Genomic DNA, 20144 nt, shown 5'->3' with positions numbered 1-20144 from the left:
GGAAAAAATGATAGAAGTGGTCGATGGGCAACGTCAGCTCAATGCGTGTAAACGAATCGTTGTTAAAATCGGATCATCTTTACTCACTGCAAATGGGCAAGGTCTAGATTTAAATGCAATTTCGCACTGGGCGAAACAGATTGCAGATCTACACAATGCTGGACATGAAATCATACTTGTGTCCTCAGGTGCAGTGGCTGAAGGGATGGTACGCATGAAGCTTGCGACTCGACCCACCGATCTACCCAGTTTGCAGGCCTGTGCCGCCATTGGTCAAATGGGTTTGATTCATACATGGTCAAGCGTACTGGATCAGCATGGTATTCAAACCGCACAGGTTCTACTCACGCATGATGATCTTGCTGATCGCCGCCGTTATCTCAACTCCTGTGATGCTTTACAAAATCTGATTGACTGGCGTGTGATTCCTGTCATCAATGAAAATGATACAGTCTCAACCGATGAAATCCGTTTTGGTGACAATGACACTCTAGCTGCAATGGTCGCAGGGCAGGTACATGCCGATTTATTAATTATTTTGACCGATCAGCAAGGCATGTTTGACTCCGATCCACGTTCTAATCCAAATGCGAAATTGTTCCATACTGTACGTGCTTTGGATGAAAGTCTGTTTGATATGGCGGGTGGTAGCGGCAAGTTCGGGCGTGGCGGCATGCTGACTAAAGTCCGTGCAGCGCGTTTAGCGGCTAAATCGGGTTGTCCAACATTAATTGCCAGTGGTGAAAGTGATAACGTATTGGCGCGTTTAATGGCGGGCGAAATGTTGGGTACGCTGTTAATTAGCGACAATGACCGTATCGCGGCGCATCAACAGTGGTTGGCTGCACATTTACAAACAGCAGGGCGTTTGGTGATTGATGATGGCGCAGTTAAAGCCATTAAAGAAAACCACCGTAGTTTATTGCCTGTGGGTGTTAAAGCGATTGAAGGGCATTTTGAACGTGGTGATGTGGTGGAGTGTGTAGATACACAAGGTCATCGTGTGGCAGTGGGACGTGTTAATTTTAGTTCGCGTTCTGCAGATTTGGTTAAAGGCTTGGCTTCTGACAAAGTGCATCAGGTGTTAGGTGAGGCACGTTCGTTAGAGATGATTCACCGTAACCATATGGCGATTTACTAAATACAAATAGAAAAACAGCTCGCTTAGGCGAGTTTTTCTATGTTCGTTCTATATTGGGACTAATTCTTAGTGCATCAAATTTTAATTCTGGAAGTGATTTATTTTCTCCCATCATGTACGGGTGGTCAGCCAATGACAACATATCCAGATCTTCTTCGCTATTTCCATAAGCATAGATATATTGATAGTCCTCTAAATTGTATTGTTGCAAAATCCGTAATTTTTTCTGTTCACAGCTACAGTCTTCGGAACTGTAATGACCTGTCAGCAGGCCATTCTTAATTTCTGTTGCTGTACAGATTAATTCGATATTTAGAAACTCACAGATTGGCACAAGATAAAGATCAATCGAAGCCGAAACCAGCACAATGTGATCACCCTGTTGTTGATGCAGGCGAAGTTGTTGCAATAGGTTCTGATCTAAATTCTGAGTAAGCTGTAGGGCATATTCCTGTGCCAAATTTTGTACAAAATCTGCTGCAATGCCCTTAAACATGCTCTGAAACAAGCGTGCTCGCATTGCATGGGCAGGGTACAGCTTTAAATAATAGGCATGAATCCACGGTAGGATTTTCAAGCTTTTTTTTACAATATGTCGTTTTGAAAGCGTATAAAAAATAAATCCAGTAAAACTGTCCTTGGGATAAAGTGTCCCATCAAAATCAAATAAGGCCAGATTTATAGTTTTATGCGTTTGGCTCTTTGCATGCATGTCTCATATCGTCCATTTACACGGCTTGCGAACCAGTTTGTATTGTAATCACGACTCAGTTTTGGTCCTGAAATAACGACTTGTGGCATGGTTGCATAAATTGGTTCTTTTTGGGTTTTATTTTGATATAGCTTTTGTACAGCTAAATAAGTTTGAGTATCTTCAAATTTTTTCTCTTTTTCTTTTTTTAAGTCACTACGAATCTGGCGTGGAGTCACCAGAATGTTATTTTGTGCAAAAATTGCAATAAGCTCTTTCTCTGTCTGGCTCTGAGTTGCCTTGATATCACCATTTTTGGTATAGAGCAGTAAGTCACCATCCAGACTGATTTCAGTTTTGGTCATTGCATTCAGCATACGCTGAAAAGCCGCATTTCGACTGGAATACATGCCTGAGTTATAGTCTGCGAAACGATAGATAGCCTTATCATAATCGGCAGGGTATTCCATTAAACGGTGAATACCGTAATATAGACCGCCATATTGGGTATAAAGATCATTGCGTAGTTCAGCGATGTTGCCGCTTTGGCGTTTATGTTCTTTGGCATAGTTGATATGAACCTGCATGGAACCCAGTGTGGTAATTGGGTTCATCTTTTCACCAATATCCTGACCCACCAGTTTTGCAGCACCTGTTAATGCACTGACATGGTAATGTTTGGACATATAGTCAAAAATTTGACGATAGAGTAAATCCAGCTCGCGTTCGGTTTTGACCTTACGCATTTGGCTCATGTAATTGTTGTCTGGAGAGGGCTGGTTTTTCAACACATCTTCAAAATACTCAGCTACTGTTCCACCAATGGTTTCACCCAGTTTGGCCTCAAACTTTTCCTTTAAACGGCTGTTAATTTCCTGTACCGCTTTTTCACCCAGTCCAGGCACGGTAGGGTCGGCAACAAAGTTCGATTCCTGATCAACCACAGCAACCACACTGCACACATTCTGCTTGGTTTTCGGAATGCTGAGTTCCTGCATAATGTCGAAAATATCTTGTGCCCAGGATTGTCGGTCATTCACACGTGCTGGAATGACTTTCTTAATCTGCTCTGCTTCCATTTCAGGTTCTTTACCATTTGACCACCATGCGTTGTCACCGCAGGCACTGAGACTGATGCAGGCTGCAATGATGCTAAAGGTTTTAAATAAAGGACTAGCTGGGAACGATTTATTCATAATCAGGACAACACCGCATAAAAAGATGAGTCAAATGGGCGAATGAAGTATACTATGTTGATCAGAATTTGTAAGAAAATATATGTATATTGGTTCATACCAACTGTCAAATAATTTGATCGTTGCTCCGATGGCAGGTGTCACTGACAGACCATTCCGTTCATTATGCAAGTACTTTGGGGCAGGGCATGCGGTCAGTGAAATGATGACGGCGGATAAAACCCTACGCATGAGCAAAAAGAGTTTATATCGGGCCAATTTTGATGGTGAGCTTGCACCCATCTCCGCACAAATCGCAGGTTCTGACCCGTTTGAATTAGCCGAGGCAGCACGTTATCAAGTTGCCAATGGTGCACAAATTGTTGATATCAATATGGGCTGCCCAGCCAAAAAGGTCTGTAACAAGCTCGCTGGTTCAGCCTTGCTTCAGGATGAAGATCTAGTCGCCCGTATTTTGGATACCGTGGTGGCCGCAGTAGATGTTCCTGTCACCTTAAAAACTCGTCTGGGCTTTCTGAATGGTCAGGAAAATATCCTGCGTGTGGCAAAACGGGCTGAACAGGCAGGCATTGCAGCCTTGGCCCTGCACGGTCGTACCCGTGAGGATATGTATTTAAATACAGCCCGTTATGAGTTGATTAAGCAAGTTAAGCAAATGATCAATATTCCCTTAATTGCCAATGGTGATATTGACAGTCCTGAAAAAGCCAAATATGTGCTGGACTATACAGGTGCGGATGCGATTATGATTGGGCGGGCCGCACAGGGAAGACCGTGGATTTTTCGGGAAATCGCGCATTATTTAAAAACAGGCGAACATTTGGCTGCACCTGATATTGCCGAAGTAAAAGCGGTCCTGCTTGGTCATTTGGCTGAACTTTATCAGTTCTATGGTGAGTATTCTGGTTGCCGTATCGCGCGTAAGCATATCGCCTGGTACACCAAGGGCTTACGTTCAAGTAATGAATTTCGCCAGAATATGTATAAGGTTGAGAATACCGCTGATCAGGCGAAAGTGGTGGAAGCCTATTTTGATCAGTTACTTGATCAAGGGCAGCGTATGAGTGATGTTCAGGTTGAGCAGGTAAATTTATTAGAGATCAAGTAGGGGCGAAGTGAATTCGCCCAAAGTATTGATTATTGCAAATGTGCAGTGATTTTCTGTAGGATTTGCATAATCACATCAAACTCACTTTGCAGTGGTGTGCTCTTACGCGTCACCAAGGCAAGGATGCGGCTTGGAGCATCTTCAATTGATTTCACTTCAATAGCTTCATTGAAATGAATCATGCTGTTCTTTAATGCAATTTTAGGCAATAAAGTAAAGCCTAGGTCTGAAGAGACCATTTCCACCAAGGTGGGTAGAGAACTTGCCTTTAAACGCTGGTCATTCTTGCGTTCACCAACAGGACAGGCACTGAGGGCATGGTCACGCAAACAATGACCTTCTTCCAGTAGCATAAGGCGAGACAAATCCAGATCATCCAGGGAATTTGCATTGGTCGCATTTTTATCTTTCTTGTTGTAGACAAGGAATAAATGCTCTTTGGCAATTTCGACAACCTTTAAGCTACGCGTATCAAAAGGCAGCGCAAGTACAATCATGTCCAGATTGCCATGTTCCAGTTTCTCTACAATCTTGTCACTTTGAGCCTCATGCAGATGGAGTTGAATTTTTGGCAACTGCTGGTGCACTTCATCCAAAAGCTGGGTCAGGATAAAGGGTGCAATGGTTGGGATGATGCCAAGATGAAGGTCACCTGTTAAAGGTTCGCTCATTTCACGGCTTAAACGCATTAGGTCCTGCGCATCGGCCAATAACACGCGGGCCCGTGCAACAACCTGTTCACCTAAAGGGGTTAAACGGACGTTTTGACGATCACGCTCAACTAAGACGCCACCTAATAAGCGCTCCAGTTCCATAATGCCGCCCGACAGTGTTGACTGGGTGACAAATGAACGGCGTGCTGCTTCGGTAAAATGTAAAGTTTCCGACAACGTAACTAAATATGATAGCTGTCTTAATGAGGGTAATGCAGCCATAGTGTCCTAGTGTGATGATCTAAAATGATGAGCAAACAAACCGCTAAGTTGTGGAATGAAATGTGCTGGAATATCATGCCCCATTCCTTGAATTAATTCAAACTTAGCACCAGAAATCGCTTTTGCTACAGCTTTTCCGTGACTTGGGGGCAGCAAACGGTCTCTTGAACCATGAACCACCAAGGTCGGTTGGGTAATGTTCCTGTTTAATGGCAACAGGGAACCCGTACATAATATTGCTAAAAACTGTTGAAGTACACCCGCTGGGTAAAAACTACGACGATATAGCTTGCGAATGGTTTGAATTGCCTCAACCTGGTTCACATAACCTGGTGATCCAATGATGTGAAATACTTTCAGGCTGTGATTGACAATGGTTTCCTCGTCATGCGTTGCTGGTTTGCCCAGTAGGCTTAAAATCTGTTTTGGATAAGGTGGCGGCAAAAAAGGCTGGTTATTACTAGTAAACAGTAAACCCACTTTTTCAACTTTTTCTGGATATTTTGCCGCAACAATCTGTGAAATCATGCCACCCATGGATGCACCAAGAATATAGGTTTTCTCGATACCCAACTGGTCAATCAGCATGGCAACATCATCTGCCATGTCATACAGGGTATAGGGTGCTCCCTCATTACCTAGACCGACCATAAAGCGGCTCATCAGCTTCATGGTGTTGAGACGTTGGCGTTCTTTGTTGCGGACCTTGGAAGATAGCCCAATATCACGGTTGTCAAAACGGATGACACGGAATCCCTGATCAATCAGCGATTTGCAAAAGAAGTCAGGCCAGAACAGCATTTGTGCACCTAAACCCATGATCAGTAGAATGGTTGGGTGCTCAGGATTGCCGCCCATCTCTACATGCAATTCAATGCCATTGCCCAAAGTGACTTTGGTTTCCTGCATAAAAGGTGCATAAGGCGACATATTAAATTGTAAAGCACTGTTCATGGCATTCGTTCCGTGTTGAATTTTTTTTATAAATACAGGGTCAGAGTTTGGGGGATATTCATTTCACAACAAACTCTGGTATTTAAACCCTAAACCTGTGCAGGAATCAAGTCTGGAACGAGTTTGCTTAAGGCTAAACGCTGTTTACTTGCGGTTGCCCCCAACAGCACAAAACCTCTTAAGGTGCCTTGACTGTCTATTGCTTTGGCAAGCATACCGTCATCAAACTCTTCAGTTTCCCAGTTCACATCAACATCCAGTGGTGCAGGTAAAACAGTCAGCGGTGCGGCAGGTGTTTTTACCGCAACTGGCATTGCAGGGTAATGGACATTGGTATTTTGACCACTCAGTGTTTTTGCCAAGGCACGGGCCTGTTGCATGATTGGCATGACGAATGGCAGCAATGTTCCATTCACCTCAGCACAGTCACCCACTGCATAGATGTCAGGTTGGCTGGTTTCCAATAGGGTATTGGTAATGATGCCACGACTGGTCTGGATATTTGCATCTTTTGCCAGCGCAATATTTGGCTGTAAACCAATTGCTGAAAGAACGATGTCAGCGACTAAGGTCTGACCATTGGCCAATGTGACCGCATAGTCTTCGCCATCATTGATCTTGGTCACTTTTTCAACAGTGGTTGAAAGGGCGAATTTAATGCCCGCCTGCTCTAAATTGGTTTTAAAGGCTTCCGCAACATGGTTTGGTAATAAACGGCCCAGTGGTTGTGGGGCAAGGTCAATCACGGTGACATCGTAGTTACTGTGAAGTAAGTCATTGGCAAATTCACAGCCAATCAAGCCCGCACCCAAAATAACCACACGCTTGTCTTTACGTTTTGACAGGTTCTCACGGAATGTGCGGTAATCAGTCAGCGAGTTCACCACATGAATATCATCACTACCATCACCTGCAATGGCTAAACGGATTGGATTGGCACCCACAGCCAAAACGAGTTTTGAATAGGGTTGAGTAATGGTTTCACCATTTTTTTCCAACGTGATTTCATGCCTTTCAGCATTAATTTCCTTGACCCAGGTTTCGGCCTCAATACGCATGTTCAACTGGGTTGCCATTTTTGTGGCATCGCCCAAAGCAATTTGTTCAGGTGCCTTATTGCCCGCAAAGGCATTTGATAATGTTGGTTTTGCATAATTCACCGCATCATCCGCACAGATCATAACCAGTTCTTGTTCAGGACTGAGTTTACGAAACTCACGTGCAACTGTGTAACCCGCCATACCTGATCCAATGATGATGATAGGATGCATTATATTCTCCAATATTTTTTCACTTAAAACACATTACAGGAAAAAAAGACCATGCTCATGTCATGGTCTTTTTTAATTCATTTAGATTTCAACCATCTCAAAATCAGCTTTTGAAACGCCGCAATCTGGGCAAGTCCAGTCATCTGGGATATCTTCCCATTTGGTACCTGCGGCAATGCCGTCTTGTGGCCAGCCTTCAGCTTCGTCGTAAATCCATCCACAGACGATACATTGATATTTTTTCATGTGACTCTCCAAACTGATAGGTATGCTCAAGTTGCCTTTCAGTAAAACTATTCCATAATGTCGCTACGATCGCTGCAATGAACTAACTTGTGTTGATCGGGAGTTAGATTTTTACGCACAACAACATTTAAGTAAAGTAAATGCAAGAGTTTAATGATTTATACAAAAAGTGGAATGGCAAATTTATCTGAAAGTCTTGTTGTTTGAGCAATTACTCTAATTTTTGGAAAAATATAATGGCTTGTGTAATAAAAAAGCCCGAATATATCAAGTTTATGAATAAACGCTTTGATCAAGGACTTGCAATGGCTAAACATCTGGCGGAAAAATAACTAAAAAGTTGCGTAATAGATAGGGCTTAATCAAACGGCGATTCTATTTAAAATTGATAAATATTCATTTTTTGAATTGTTCAGTTGAAATAATACGAAAACGTCTCATGATCTGCTATTCTATGCTACTTCATTTTTACTTAGCCCGAGGCAGAGATGACGCAGCAAAACGCTCAATCGACTTCTGAACAAACACTTTCTGAAAACGATTTAATCGCACAGCGTCATGCCAAATTAAAACAAATTCAGGATACGGCAAAGGAAACAGGCAAAAGTCCTTGGCCGAATACATTTAAGCGTGAGCATTATACTGCTGACCTGCAAGAACAGTTTAAGGAACAGGACAAGGCACAGATTGAAAGTGCTGAAAAAGTCTATGTAAAGGTTGCGGGTCGTGTCATGCTGAACCGTGGATCATTCATTGTGATTCAGGACATGACGGGTCGTATCCAGCTTTATGTTGACCGTAAAGGTTTAGCAGCTGAAACTTTGGAAACAATCAAAAGTCTGGACCTCGGTGATATTATCGCGGCTGAAGGCTATATAGGCCGTTCTGGTAAAGGTGATTTATATGTACACCTTGAACAGTTTGAATTGTTGACCAAGTCACTTCGTCCACTACCAGATAAATTTCACGGTTTAACCGATACCGAAGCGAAATATCGTAAACGTTATTTAGACCTGATCGTCAACGAAGAAACCCGTAAGACATTTGAAATCCGTGCCAAGGTTGTGGCGGGGATTCGTGCGTTCTTAAGTAATGAACGTTTCATGGAAGTTGAAACCCCAATGATGCATGTGATTCCAGGCGGTGCATCAGCTCGTCCATTTGAAACGCATCATAATGCTTTGGATATGCCGTTATTCCTGCGTATTGCACCAGAGCTTTACTTAAAGCGTTTGGTGGTGGGTGGTTTCGAGCGTGTGTTTGAAATTAACCGTAACTTCCGTAATGAGGGAGTTTCAACACGCCACAACCCTGAATTCACCATGATTGAGTTCTATCAGGCTTATGCTGACTATAAAGACCTGATGGCATTGACTGAAAATATGCTTGAAAAGCTGGCCCTTGATATTCTGGGTACGACTGATGTGCCATATCAAGGCGAAGTATTTAGCTTTAAAGGTCCATTCAGGAAAATCTCAATGTTTGATGCGATTCTTGAGCATAATCCTGATTTTACCCCTGAAAATGTCAATGATCGTGAGTTCCTGGCAAAGTTCACGCAGGAAGTGCTTAAGGAACAAGTGAAACCAGGATTTGGTTTAGGTAAATTGCAGACTATTGTGTTTGAAGAAACAGTGGAAACCAAACTACGTCAGCCAACGTTCATTACTGAATATCCAGCGGAAACATCACCACTTGCACGCCGTAATGATGATAATCCACACATTACTGACCGTTTTGAGTTCTTTATTGGTGGTCGTGAGTTGGCAAATGGTTTCTCAGAGCTAAATGACCCGATTGATCAGGCTGAACGTTTTCAGGCACAGGTGGCTGAAAAAGACGCGGGTGATGATGAAGCCATGCATTATGATGCCGATTTTGTGGAAGCACTTGAATATGGTCTGCCTCCTACCGCAGGTGAGGGAATTGGTATTGACCGTTTGGTTATGCTGTTTGCTGATGCGCCGAGTATCCGTGACGTGATTTTATTCCCACATATGCGTCGTAAAGATTAATTTTTTTAATCCTATAAATACTTGAAAAGGCCGCTTTTAAAAGTGGCCTTTTTGTTTGGATGTTAAAAAATGTAATTGTTTCGTTTAATGATTGAAAAGTGCAGATAAAAAAACGATGATGGCCTGTATAAATATATCTGAGAATATTTCTGGCATGTTTTTAAAAAAATCACTGTCTATAGCAGTATTTTCCTGTTTTTCTTCTATTACCCTTGCTCAAGGTTTAGTGCTAAATGATGAAAATTTGCGTACCGATTTAAACTGGTTAAACCAGCAGGGTGTCATCCAGATCAGTACTTCGACCTGGCCATTAAGTGGTGATGAAATTCAACGTGCCTTGGCGCAGGCGAAAGTCAGTAATAACACCCAGCAAAAAGTAGTTAATTCAGTCATTCATGCGCTAAAGGCAGATAATGGGCCAGCCAAGGTTGGTTTATATGCTGGTACTGACTTAACAACCATTCCCCAAACATTTGGCGATAATCAAAAATCACAATATCAGGTTGCGGCTGAGTTTAATGCTGGCGGTGAGAACTGGGATGCCAAGTTGCGTATCAATGGCGAAAAAGATCCATTGATTGATAATGGACATGATGCCAATGTCGAGGGTTCCTATCTTGCGGGCAAACTCTGGAATCAATGGTTGATTGCTGGGCAAGTCCCAACTTACTGGGGGCCAGGACATGATGGAAGCCTGATTCGTGGTGATGCCAGCCGTCCTGTTTACGGGATAATCGCTCAGCGTGCGGTACAGAATGCCTTTGAAACAAAGTGGCTATCATGGATTGGTCCTTGGCAATATCAGGCCTTTGCAGGGCAACTGGACGATTACAAAGCCATTCCAGGTGCGAAACTTCTTAGTCTACGCTTGACTGTACAACCTTTGTCTTATCTGGAGCTTGGTGGTTCACGTATATTGCAATGGGGTGGTGAGGGACGCCCAGAAAGTCTGGATTCTTTATGGAACGCAATTAAAGGAAACGACAACTTTGATTCTGCAAATGATGATAAGTCAAATCAGATTGCAGGTCTGGATTTTCGTCTAAATATGCATCCATTATTGCAAATACCTGTGGGTATTTATGGACAATATGTTGGTGAAGATGAAGCAGGATTCTTGCCAGCCAAAAAAATGTATCTAGCAGGTGCAGATTTCTCTTCAATCTATAAGAATATGCCATATCAGCTTTATGCAGAATGGGCAGATACACGTACCAATGGTCAAGTGGATGGCGTGTCATATAACCATTATGTCTATACGGATGGTTATTATCAGCATGGTTTCCCATTAGGACATGCAGTTGGTGGTGATGGGCAGATGTACTCTGTTGGTGGTGACATTCGCTTTGATGTGATGAACCGCCTAAGTGGGCGTGCCTTATATGCCAAAGTAAACCAGTCCAATTTAGCCATTAATGCGGCATTTCCAAAAGAAGATAGCATTAAGGGGCTGGACCTCACCTGGACACACTATATAAAACCGACACTTCCACTGAAAGTGAATGGCTGGGTCAGCGACTCTGATTTAAATGGCCGTGATGGTGGTGTTTCGGTAGGAGTTGAAATTCCACTGGAACGCAATATGTTCGGTTTCTAAATTAACCAACTCAGAAAGAAGCCTGCATGGGCTTCTTTTTTGTTTAAATTCATGTGAAATAGGTTGTATCTATATTTCTGAATATAATTTTCATATCATAATTTTGCATATTTATATGAAAAAACAAGCTAAAGAACTCAATCTAAATTATTATAATGGATAACCTTTGTTAGCGTGATCATTTATCCGCTAGGCAGAATATTAATATCACGAAAAATTGGAGTTGTTATGGCACTCGTTCCTCCACACGGTCTTCCAAGTGGTGGTTTAATACCACTTATAGATTTTATGGGTAACATGGATAAGGAGGGATGTGTTCATGACTGATAATAGACTTACTCACCTTAAGCAGCTTGAGGCTGAGAGTATTCATATTATTCGTGAAGTGGCTGCTGAATTTGAAAATCCAGTCATGCTCTATTCGATTGGTAAAGACTCGGCAGTAATGCTGCACTTGGCATTAAAGGCATTCTATCCAGCTAAGCTTCCATTCCCACTACTGCATGTAGATACGGGCTGGAAATTTAAGGACATGATTGCATTTCGTGACAACATGGCAAAAACCCATGGTTTTGACCTGATCGTGCATCAAAATGCGGAAGGGCGTGAGGCAGGAATTAACCCATTTGACCACGGCAGCTCAAAATATACCGACATCATGAAAACTCAGGGTTTAAAACAGGCACTGGACAAATATCAGTTTGATGCTGCTTTTGGTGGCGCACGTCGTGATGAAGAAAAATCACGTGCCAAAGAGCGTGTTTATTCGTTCCGTGACACCAAGCACCGCTGGGACCCGAAAAACCAGCGTCCAGAACTTTGGAATCTTTACAATGGTAAAGTGAACAAAGGCGAAAGTATTCGTGTATTCCCGTTGTCCAACTGGACTGAGTTGGATATTTGGCAATATATCTATCTGGAAAATATTCAAATCGTTCCTCTTTATTTCTCTGCGGTTCGTCCAGTGGTTGAGCGCAGTGGCACGTTGATCATGGTGGATGATGAACGTATGCGTTTAAAAGAGGGCGAAGTTCCACAAATGAAATCGGTACGTTTCCGTACGCTGGGCTGCTATCCATTAACGGGTGCGGTTGAGTCTGAAGCGGATACCTTGCCAGAAATTATCCAGGAAATGCTTTTAGCCACCAGTTCAGAGCGTCAGGGTCGTATGATTGACCATGATGAGGCTGGCTCGATGGAAAAGAAAAAGCAGGAAGGCTATTTCTAAGTTACTTGGCAAATTCGATTTCAAAATATTGTGGAGTTTGAGCGATGTCTCACCAATCAGATTTGATTAGCCAGGATATCTTGGCATATTTAAAACAGCATGAACAAAAAGACCTGTTGCGTTTCCTGACTTGCGGTAATGTCGATGATGGTAAAAGTACCTTAATTGGGCGTTTGCTTTACGATTCAAAATTGATTTATGAAGATCAATTGCAGGCAGTGACCCGTGACAGTAAGAAAGTGGGTACCACAGGCGATGCACCAGACCTTGCCTTGCTTGTCGATGGTTTGCAGGCAGAACGTGAGCAGGGCATTACCATTGATGTGGCTTATCGTTACTTCTCTACTGAAAAGCGTAAGTTCATCATTGCGGACACCCCAGGGCATGAACAATATACGCGTAACATGGCAACAGGTGCTTCAACGGCTGATCTTGCCATCATTTTGATTGATGCACGTTATGGTGTGCAAACCCAAACTCGCCGTCATACTTTTATTGCAAGTTTACTTGGTATTAAAAATATCGTGGTCGCGATCAACAAAATGGACTTGGTTGAGTTCTCTGAAGCACGTTTCAACGAAATTCAGGTTGAATATGATGCCTTTGTCAGCCAGTTAGGTAATCGCCGCCCTGAAAATATTGTATTCGTGCCAATCTCGGCATTGAATGGTGATAATGTGGTGAATCCATCAGCAAGCACGCCGTGGTACAAGGGTCAAACCTTGATGAACATCCTTGAGTCAGTGGAAATTAAACGTGATTCAAATAAAAAAGAATTCCGTTTCCCTGTTCAGTATGTAAACCGTCCAAACCTTGATTTCCGTGGCTTTGCAGGAACGATTGCGCTGGGCGAAATCAATGTGGGTGATGAGATTGTTGCATTGCCATCAGGTAAAAAATCAACGGTCAAAGAGATTGTGACCTTTGATGGCAACATTGAGCAAGCCATCGCAGGTCAGGCGGTGACCTTAACGCTGAATGATGAAATTGATATTTCCCGTGGTAACGTTTTAGTCCGTGCTGGCGAACAACCCTTGATTTCACGTTCTGTACGCGCATCAGTGGTGTGGATGACTGAGCATCCTTTGGTCAAAGGCAAACTGTACAATGTGAAGATTGGTACACAGACTGTTCCTGCCAAAGTGACTGAAATTAACTTCCGTGTGAATGTCAATACACTTGAACATACTCAGGTTGAAGAGCTTGAACTGAACGCGATTGCAGATGTAGTGATTGAATTTGATGCGCCAGTGGTGTTTGATCAATATCAGGACAGCCGTTATACAGGTTCATTTATCTTTATTGACCGTTTAAGCAACGTTACTGTTGGTGCAGGAATGGTTGAAGCGGCAGTTGAATGGACGGCGCATAGCAATCCCGTCACTGCGGAGGATCGTGCGGCACGTTTGGGTCAAAAATCTGCGGTGATTGGTGTTTCAGCGCAATTGATTGAACAGGCTCAGACTTTGGAAAGTTTATTGATTCAACAGGGTGTGGTGGCAATTGCCAAAGCAAATTTGACTGCTGAGCAAATCAATTTGTTACGTGAAACAGGTGTGGTGGTGATCACGACAACTGTAGAGGGTACAGATACTGATGTGACAGCGGATAGTGTTGAAGAGGCTGCTGGAAAAGTAGTGGAATTGGTTCGTCTTTAATAGCTTGGACTGACTTGTAAAAGTCTGCTTATGCAGGCTTTTTTATTTTATAAATTCGAGATTTATATCTTTGAAGGTTCTTGATTCTTCAATTTAATTTAAAATAGCGATAAATATATCGGGCTGATATTTTTTTTATTCTGTTTTGCTATGGCTTTTATGAGACAATACTTCTTTAAGTTTGTATATAAGGACTCCCATGATTGAGCAATCTGCTGAATCTTTAAGCGATATCGAAATTTTAGACATTTTACAGTCGATGAAAAAAGATGAGCTTGATGTAGAAGCCAAAGAGATGATCCGTAATGGGGGAAAAGCTGGACGTCAGGAAGCGCACAAACAGGCGTTGGTGGCACTAAACACCAGTTTTGAAGAAAAGTTTGTGGAAGCGGTGACATTGGCGTTGGGTTTGAATTCAGGTCAGGCCAAAAAAATCCGTTATAAAAAAGACCGTATCCGTATTTTAAAGGCGCGTGGGATTGATTATCTGGCGATTGATGGCGCAGAAACAGCCCAGGTTTTGGCTCAGGTCGCACAGGCAATTGCCCGTGAAGACGCGATGGTCACGCATGATTTGCACAATATTTTTCCATTCTGGAAAGAGGGCTGGCCGATGGTTCAGTTTGACAATGCCTACAAAGTTCTGGCGGAAGATATTTCCATTCATTATCAGGCAATGCTCGATGAATTAATTTCATTGTATGGTGCAAATTAAAATATAGTGGTGGAATCACATTCTTTGTATTGCTCTTTACCATTATCGCTTTGTTATTTGGATTTATTGCAAAGTGAAAAAAGCCCATCTAAATGGGCTTTCTGTTTATTAGGATTAATTTTCCTGTGTGGGTGACTCTGTTTCTAAATTCGGCATGATTTGAGTCACAAGCAGTTGGTCAATTTTATAATGATCAATATCTACTACTTCAAACTTAAAACCCGCATATTCTACAGCATCGGCTGGACGCGGAATCTTCCGCAAGCGATACATGATAAAACCCGCAATGGTTTCGTAGTTTTCATTTTCTGGAAACTCTTCAATCGCCAGCGCATGTTTCACATCTTCTATTGGCGTGCTGCCATCAATAAACCATGAATGGTTGTCCCGTTTGATGATCTGCTGTTCCTCTTCCATTGGTGTCACCCAGTCACCCATCACAGTAATCATGATGTCACTGAGGGTAATTACACCCACCACCAACGCATATTCATTGATGACGACTGCAAATTTTTCTTTGGTTGAACGAAAACGGTCCAGCAGTTCAGACAGGGTGAGGGTGTCAGGAATAATCAGGACGGTACGGATGGTTGATTCATTCAGTTGAAGCAATGACTGGTTGTTTAGAATCCGAACCAGAATATCTTTGGCATCCACATAGCCAATCACCTGATCAATGTGTTCATTACAGACAAGGAATTTTGAATAAGGATATTCCGCCAGTTTTTGCCGAATACTGTTTTCATTTTCTTTCAGGGTAAAATACACCACATTTTCACGTGTGGTCATACTGGATGGAACTGTGCGTTCCTCAAGCTCAAACACATTCTCAATAAAATGGTGTTCCTGTTTTTGTAGAACGCCTGCCTGCGCACCTGCATCCATAACTGCTGAAATATCATCAAAGGTGATATTGTCATCACGTATGGTATTTACCTTAAATAGGCGGAACAACAGGTTGGCAATCGCATTGATTCCCCAAGCCAGAGGTTTACAGATTTTGATGAAAATCTGAATTGGCTCAATCACCCTAATCGAAATCTTTTCGGGTGCATTCATCGCCAGACGTTTTGGCATGAGGTCGGCAAACAGGATAAACAGCGAAGTGACCAAGGTAAAGGAGAGGGCGAAACCAATCGTTTCCAGCCAGGGTCCTGTATAGAACCGTGCAACAAACTCCACAAAATAGGGGCGAAACGCCCCTTCACCTAAAATACCACCTAAAATGGCAATCGCATTTAAACCAATTTGAGAGGCGGCAAAGAAGTCGGCAGACTGTTCCTGCAAGTCCAGAACTTTCTGTGCACGGATTTCACCTGATTCCGCTAAAATCTTTAGTTTAACCTTTCGCGCACCTGCAAGCGCAATTTCAGTAAGTGATAGAAAACCCGCCGCAAAAATAAGCAGAATAATGACAATAATATTTTGGAAGAGACTCACACATCACCTGTGGTTTATCATTATTGTGAATATGTTTTAACACAAAAAAGTTGTGAGGTAATTAGAACATTACCTCAGTGTAACAATAGCGTTCAACAAGCATACTCGTAGAAAGCTAACCATTATAATAAAACAAGATGTTAATATTGTGAAAACTGCGTATTATTTAAAAGAAATTCACGATTTTCTTCTTCAATCATTTGCCGTGCTACAAACAGGATTAACTGTCTTAACCAGCGATGCGCTGGATGATGATGCAATAAAGGACACCAGGCCATCTTTAATTCAAATTCAGGAATATAAAATGGAGGATCCTTTATAATCAGTTTTGGATTCTGTGCCTGTAGACGTGCCATACGTGTTGGAAGTGTGGCAATTAAATCAACATTCTGTGCCAGAAGAGCAGGCATTTGATAATGACGGGTAAATACCGAAATTTTACGGCGTTGACCAATCCGTTCCAAAGCCTGATCAATCCAGCCTAAACCAGCCTGTTTGTCTGGGTTGACACCAAAGCCAACACCCATACCTGTCTTGGATACCCAGATATGCTGGGCGTCTAAATAACTTTTTAAATTAAGATGGGTTACAGCAGGGTGCTTGTCATTTAAAATACAGCTAAAGCTGTCACGCCAAACCAATACCTGATGAAAGCTTTGTGGAATTTCATTAAAACGGTTAATTGCCAGATCAACCTTACCTTGTTCCATATCGCGGTAGGACACGTCACTTGGAGTTAGGAAGTCCAAAACAACATTTGGCGCTTCAGAACGCAAGGCTTTTACAAGGCGGGGAACCAAAGTGGCTTCAGCATAATCGGAGGTCATGATGCGGAACACGCGATTGCTGGTATAGGGTCTGAACTCGGTACGAGGTTCCAGAATCATGGACAGGTCTGATAGTGCGTCACGAATACGGGGTTGCAGTTCCAGTGCCCGTTCAGTCGGTGTCATCCCTTCGGAAGATCGGATCAGGAGAGGGTCATTAAATAAGTTACGCAAACGGCGTAAAATATTACTCATTGCAGGTTGGGTAACACCTAATTGTTCCGCTGCGCGTGTGACATTTTTTTCACGAAGAAGTACATCAAGATAAATTAATAAATTGAGATCAACCCGCTCCAGATTCATAAAAAAAATACCGAAAATAAAATCGTTAAATTATGTTGAATTATGCCATATTTAAAGCTGTTTGTGTAACTTAATCCTACAAAAAGCCTTGGCTATCAGTCCAATCAGGAAGTCACTTTCCCATGAGAAAATTTCACTTTCATAAGGGGGGAAATTTATCTGACTGTGCTACAAATGGCAAAAAATGTCAGTTTTGGAGAGTATGGCAAGTCCTAAAATTGTATTTAAATAAGTCAAATATAAGAAAAAAGAGAATTTTATAAAAAATTTAATCATTAAAAAATTATGAATAACAATGGCTTAAATTGGTTTTTTAAACTAAATAAAATAACCTTTATTCCTATATTTCATAAGAAAATACCGAAAATTACCCAATAATATTGGATAAATTGATTGCCACAGACTAAGCTGTGCAAAATATTGAAGAAGTGCTTGAAATCTCGGCTATAAAAAAGCATGATTTTCAGCGTCCATTCGATGCCAATCCCTCTAAAGGAATATATCATGTCTACATATTTAACAGCGATTGATGCAATCCGCGAATTAAAAGCAAAATTCGGCGACACTTGGCGCGATATTAGCCCAGAAGATGCTGCACGTATGCAAATGCAAAACCAATTCAAAACTGGTTTAGATATCGCTAAATACACAGCTGCTATCATGCGTAAAGATATGGCTGAATACGACGCTGACTCTAGCAAATACACTCAATCATTAGGTTGCTGGCACGGTTTTATCGCGCAACAAAAAATGATTGCGAACAAAAAATACTTCGGTACAACTTCTAAGCGTTACATCTACCTTTCTGGTTGGATGGTTGCTGCGCTTCGTTCAGAATTTGGTCCACTTCCTGACCAATCTATGCACGAAAAAACTTCAGTACCTGCTTTGATCGAAGAAATCTACACTTTCTTACGTCAAGCTGATGCGAAAGAATTAAACGATTTGTTCCGTGCATTGAAAAAAGCGCAAGAAGCTGGTGACACTGCTAAAGCTGCTGAAATCACTGCTCAAATCGATGGTTTCCAAACTCACGTTGTGCCAATTATTGCTGACATCGATGCTGGTTTCGGTAACGAAGAAGCGACTTACTTACTTGCTAAGAAAATGATCGAAGCTGGTGCTTGTGCGCTTCAAATCGAAAACCAGGTTTCTGATGCGAAACAATGTGGTCACCAAGCTGGTAAAGTAACTGTTCCGCACGAAGACTTCATTGCTAAAATCCATGCATTACGTTATGCATTCCTGGAAATGGGTCTTGACGATGGTATCATCGTTGCACGTACTGACTCTGAAGGCGCTGACTTGACTCAAAAAATCCCAGTGGTTAAAGAGCCAGGCGATATCGCTTCTCAATACATCAGCTACTTAGACACTCAAGAAATTGACATCTCTGAAGCGAAAGAAGACGAAATCCTAATCAAGCGTGATGGTAAACTTCACCGTCCTAAACGTCTTGCTTCTGGTCTATACCAGTTCCGTGAAGGCACTCAAATTGACCGCGTTGTACTTGACTGTGTAACTAGCTTACAGAACGGTGCTGACCTTCTTTGGATCGAAACTGCGACTCCAAACGTAGAAGAAATCGCACACATGGTTAACCGTGTTAAAGAAACGATTCCAAATGCTAAGCTTGTTTATAACAACTCTCCATCTTTCAACTGGACGTTAAACTTCCGTCAACAAGCTTACGACCGTTGGGTTGCTGAAGGTAAAGACGTTTCTGCTTACGACCGTGCTAAATTAATGAGCGCTGAGTACGATGAGACTGAATTAGCTGCTGATGCTGATGCTAAGATCCGTACATTCCAGGCAGATGCCTCTCGTGAAGCAGGTGTGTTCCATCACTTGATCACACTTCCGACTTACCACACAGCTGCTCTTTCTACACATGAGCTTGCACAAGGTTACTTCGGTTCTGAAGGTATGTTGGCTTATGTTGCTGGCGTACAACGTAAAGAAATCCGTCAAGGTATTGCTTGTGTTAAACACCAGGCAATGGCGGGTTCTGACATCGGTGATGATCACAAAGAAATTTTCTCTGGTGACAACGCTCTTAAAGCGCACGATGATGCTAAAAACACAATGAACCAGTTCGCTGCTCACTAAGCTTTGAATTGATTTAAAAAAACCCTGCGTAAGCAGGGTTTTTTATTGGTGAGATAATTGTTTTTAGAAGTCTACTTGATATTATTCAGCCTCTTTTTTTAGTTGATATCTGTCTGCCAAGGTACCTGTAATTTCATTGCCCTCAAGGTCTAGGGCTTTAAGATAACCCTCAGCAACAAAATATTTACGGCTATCACCCGCCTTGTCTAACTCAATAACAGAGCGATTGTTACTGTCAAACTGGAAGCTACCTTTCGTTTCAAATGCCTTGCCATCACCTTTGCCAAGGTAGGTTTCTTTAAGCTCGTAAGTTTTATCCTGATTTAGCTCAAGCTTGGTTTCAATACCCTCACAGTCAGCACAAGGGAGCACACCTTTATATGTGCCATGCCAGTCCTGTGAGTTTTCTGCTGTATGTTCACTATCTATTACAGTTTCAGAAGTAGCTTCTGTTGTTGCAGGAGGGGTATGTTCTTCAGTTTTTGGTTTTTCTGCTTTGTTACATGCCACTAGAAAAATAGATGTAAGAGAAATGGCAATAATTGACTTCTGCATACCTGATACAACCTTATTAAAATGTTGTTATCCAAGTTATGAAATTTTACTCTGTACACGACAAATTTCACAGAACCCTTATCCTATCAGGATTCTGCTTTCTTAAAATTGCCAAAATTTCCTTAAACTCTTCTTTTTTCCCAAAACCAATTAAA

Annotated in this window: 18 protein-coding genes; 9 read left to right on the top strand and 9 right to left on the bottom strand. The window is 42.1% G+C overall.

Translation table 11 applies throughout. The annotated features are described in order from the left end of the window. The first annotated feature begins 7 nt into the window (after positions 1–7). Positions 8–1141, top strand: a complete 1134-nt coding sequence (gene proB / locus F972_RS02450) for a glutamate 5-kinase (protein WP_004681155.1) — start codon at positions 8–10, stop codon at positions 1139–1141. 37 nt (positions 1142–1178) lie between these two features. On the opposite strand, the gene F972_RS02445 is transcribed toward proB, so the two are convergent. Together F972_RS02445 and F972_RS02440 are read right to left on the bottom strand one after the other, a co-directional pair. After that, complete coding sequence (locus tag F972_RS02445) at positions 1179–1853, bottom strand: HAD-IB family hydrolase (RefSeq protein WP_004681153.1); 675 nt, start codon at positions 1851–1853, stop codon at positions 1179–1181. Further along, positions 1820–3028 (bottom strand): DUF1615 domain-containing protein, encoded by a 1209-nt coding sequence (locus F972_RS02440; protein ID WP_004681152.1) that lies wholly within the window; start codon positions 3026–3028, stop codon positions 1820–1822. The genes F972_RS02445 and F972_RS02440 overlap by 34 nt, the downstream gene beginning before the upstream one ends. Positions 3029–3110: 82 nt before the next feature. On the opposite strand from F972_RS02440, the gene dusB reads away from it, so the two are divergent. Then, complete coding sequence (gene dusB / locus F972_RS02435) at positions 3111–4136, top strand: tRNA dihydrouridine synthase DusB (RefSeq protein ID WP_004678017.1); 1026 nt, start codon at positions 3111–3113, stop codon at positions 4134–4136. 29 nt (positions 4137–4165) lie between these two features. On the opposite strand, the gene oxyR is transcribed toward dusB, so the two are convergent. From oxyR to rubA, 4 genes are all read right to left on the bottom strand, one after another. Next, positions 4166–5071 carry a LysR family transcriptional regulator OxyR gene (gene oxyR / locus F972_RS02430; RefSeq protein WP_004681151.1) on the bottom strand — a complete coding sequence of 302 codons (906 nt, stop codon included), beginning with the start codon at positions 5069–5071 and terminating at the stop codon, positions 4166–4168. A gap of 6 nt (positions 5072–5077) precedes the next feature. Next, complete coding sequence (locus tag F972_RS02425) at positions 5078–6025, bottom strand: alpha/beta fold hydrolase (RefSeq protein ID WP_004681149.1); 948 nt, start codon at positions 6023–6025, stop codon at positions 5078–5080. 89 nt (positions 6026–6114) lie between these two features. Beyond that, complete coding sequence (gene rubB / locus F972_RS02420) at positions 6115–7296, bottom strand: rubredoxin reductase RubB (RefSeq protein WP_004678012.1); 1182 nt, start codon at positions 7294–7296, stop codon at positions 6115–6117. Between the two features lie 81 nt (positions 7297–7377). Continuing rightward, positions 7378–7542: a rubredoxin RubA gene (rubA, locus tag F972_RS02415; protein WP_004678010.1), complete on the bottom strand. Its 165-nt coding sequence runs from the start codon at positions 7540–7542 to the stop codon at positions 7378–7380. A 488-nt stretch (positions 7543–8030) separates the two neighbouring features. Here rubA and lysS point away from each other — a divergent pair, with 488 nt between their 5' ends. From lysS to F972_RS02390, 6 genes are all read left to right on the top strand, one after another. Then, complete coding sequence (gene lysS / locus F972_RS02410) at positions 8031–9557, top strand: lysine--tRNA ligase (protein ID WP_004681145.1); 1527 nt, start codon at positions 8031–8033, stop codon at positions 9555–9557. 154 nt (positions 9558–9711) lie between these two features. After that, positions 9712–11154, top strand: a complete 1443-nt coding sequence (locus tag F972_RS02405; RefSeq protein ID WP_004681143.1) for a capsule assembly Wzi family protein — start codon at positions 9712–9714, stop codon at positions 11152–11154. Between the two features lie 228 nt (positions 11155–11382). Further along, entirely contained in the window at positions 11383–11481 is a 99-nt protein-coding gene (locus F972_RS15695) for a hypothetical protein (protein WP_004677999.1), read from the top strand. Continuing rightward, the gene (gene cysD / locus F972_RS02400) at positions 11474–12382 is read left to right on the top strand and encodes a sulfate adenylyltransferase subunit CysD (protein WP_004681142.1); all 909 of its coding nucleotides are present in this window, start codon (positions 11474–11476) and stop codon (positions 12380–12382) included. Before F972_RS15695 ends, cysD begins: the two co-directional genes overlap by 8 nt. A 44-nt stretch (positions 12383–12426) precedes the next feature. Further along, a complete protein-coding gene (cysN, locus tag F972_RS02395) occupies positions 12427–14040 on the top strand; it encodes a sulfate adenylyltransferase subunit CysN (protein WP_004681141.1) in 1614 nt (537 codons plus the stop codon). 199 nt (positions 14041–14239) lie between these two features. Next, positions 14240–14755: a hypothetical protein gene (locus F972_RS02390; RefSeq protein WP_004681139.1), complete on the top strand. Its 516-nt coding sequence runs from the start codon at positions 14240–14242 to the stop codon at positions 14753–14755. A gap of 114 nt (positions 14756–14869) precedes the next feature. Here F972_RS02390 and F972_RS02385 read toward each other — a convergent pair whose 3' ends face one another. Continuing rightward, the gene (locus tag F972_RS02385) at positions 14870–16195 is read right to left on the bottom strand and encodes a polyamine export protein PaeA (RefSeq protein WP_004681137.1); all 1326 of its coding nucleotides are present in this window, start codon (positions 16193–16195) and stop codon (positions 14870–14872) included. A 140-nt stretch (positions 16196–16335) separates the two neighbouring features. Further along, complete coding sequence (locus tag F972_RS02380; protein ID WP_004677989.1) at positions 16336–17325, bottom strand: LysR family transcriptional regulator; 990 nt, start codon at positions 17323–17325, stop codon at positions 16336–16338. Positions 17326–17829: 504 nt separating this feature from the next. Between F972_RS02380 and F972_RS02375 the strand changes: the two genes are divergently transcribed. After that, on the top strand, positions 17830–19434 hold the full coding sequence (locus F972_RS02375; RefSeq protein ID WP_004755727.1) for an isocitrate lyase: 1605 nt from the start codon (positions 17830–17832) through the stop codon (positions 19432–19434). Positions 19435–19515: 81 nt separating this feature from the next. On the opposite strand, the gene F972_RS02370 is transcribed toward F972_RS02375, so the two are convergent. After that, complete coding sequence (locus tag F972_RS02370) at positions 19516–19989, bottom strand: copper resistance protein NlpE (protein WP_004681135.1); 474 nt, start codon at positions 19987–19989, stop codon at positions 19516–19518. Positions 19990–20144: the final 155 nt, after the last annotated feature.

The organism is Acinetobacter sp. CIP 102529 (assembly GCF_000368325.1).
GTDB lineage: Bacteria > Pseudomonadota > Gammaproteobacteria > Pseudomonadales > Moraxellaceae > Acinetobacter > Acinetobacter parvus.
This window is presented reverse-complemented; position numbering and strand designations above follow the sequence as displayed.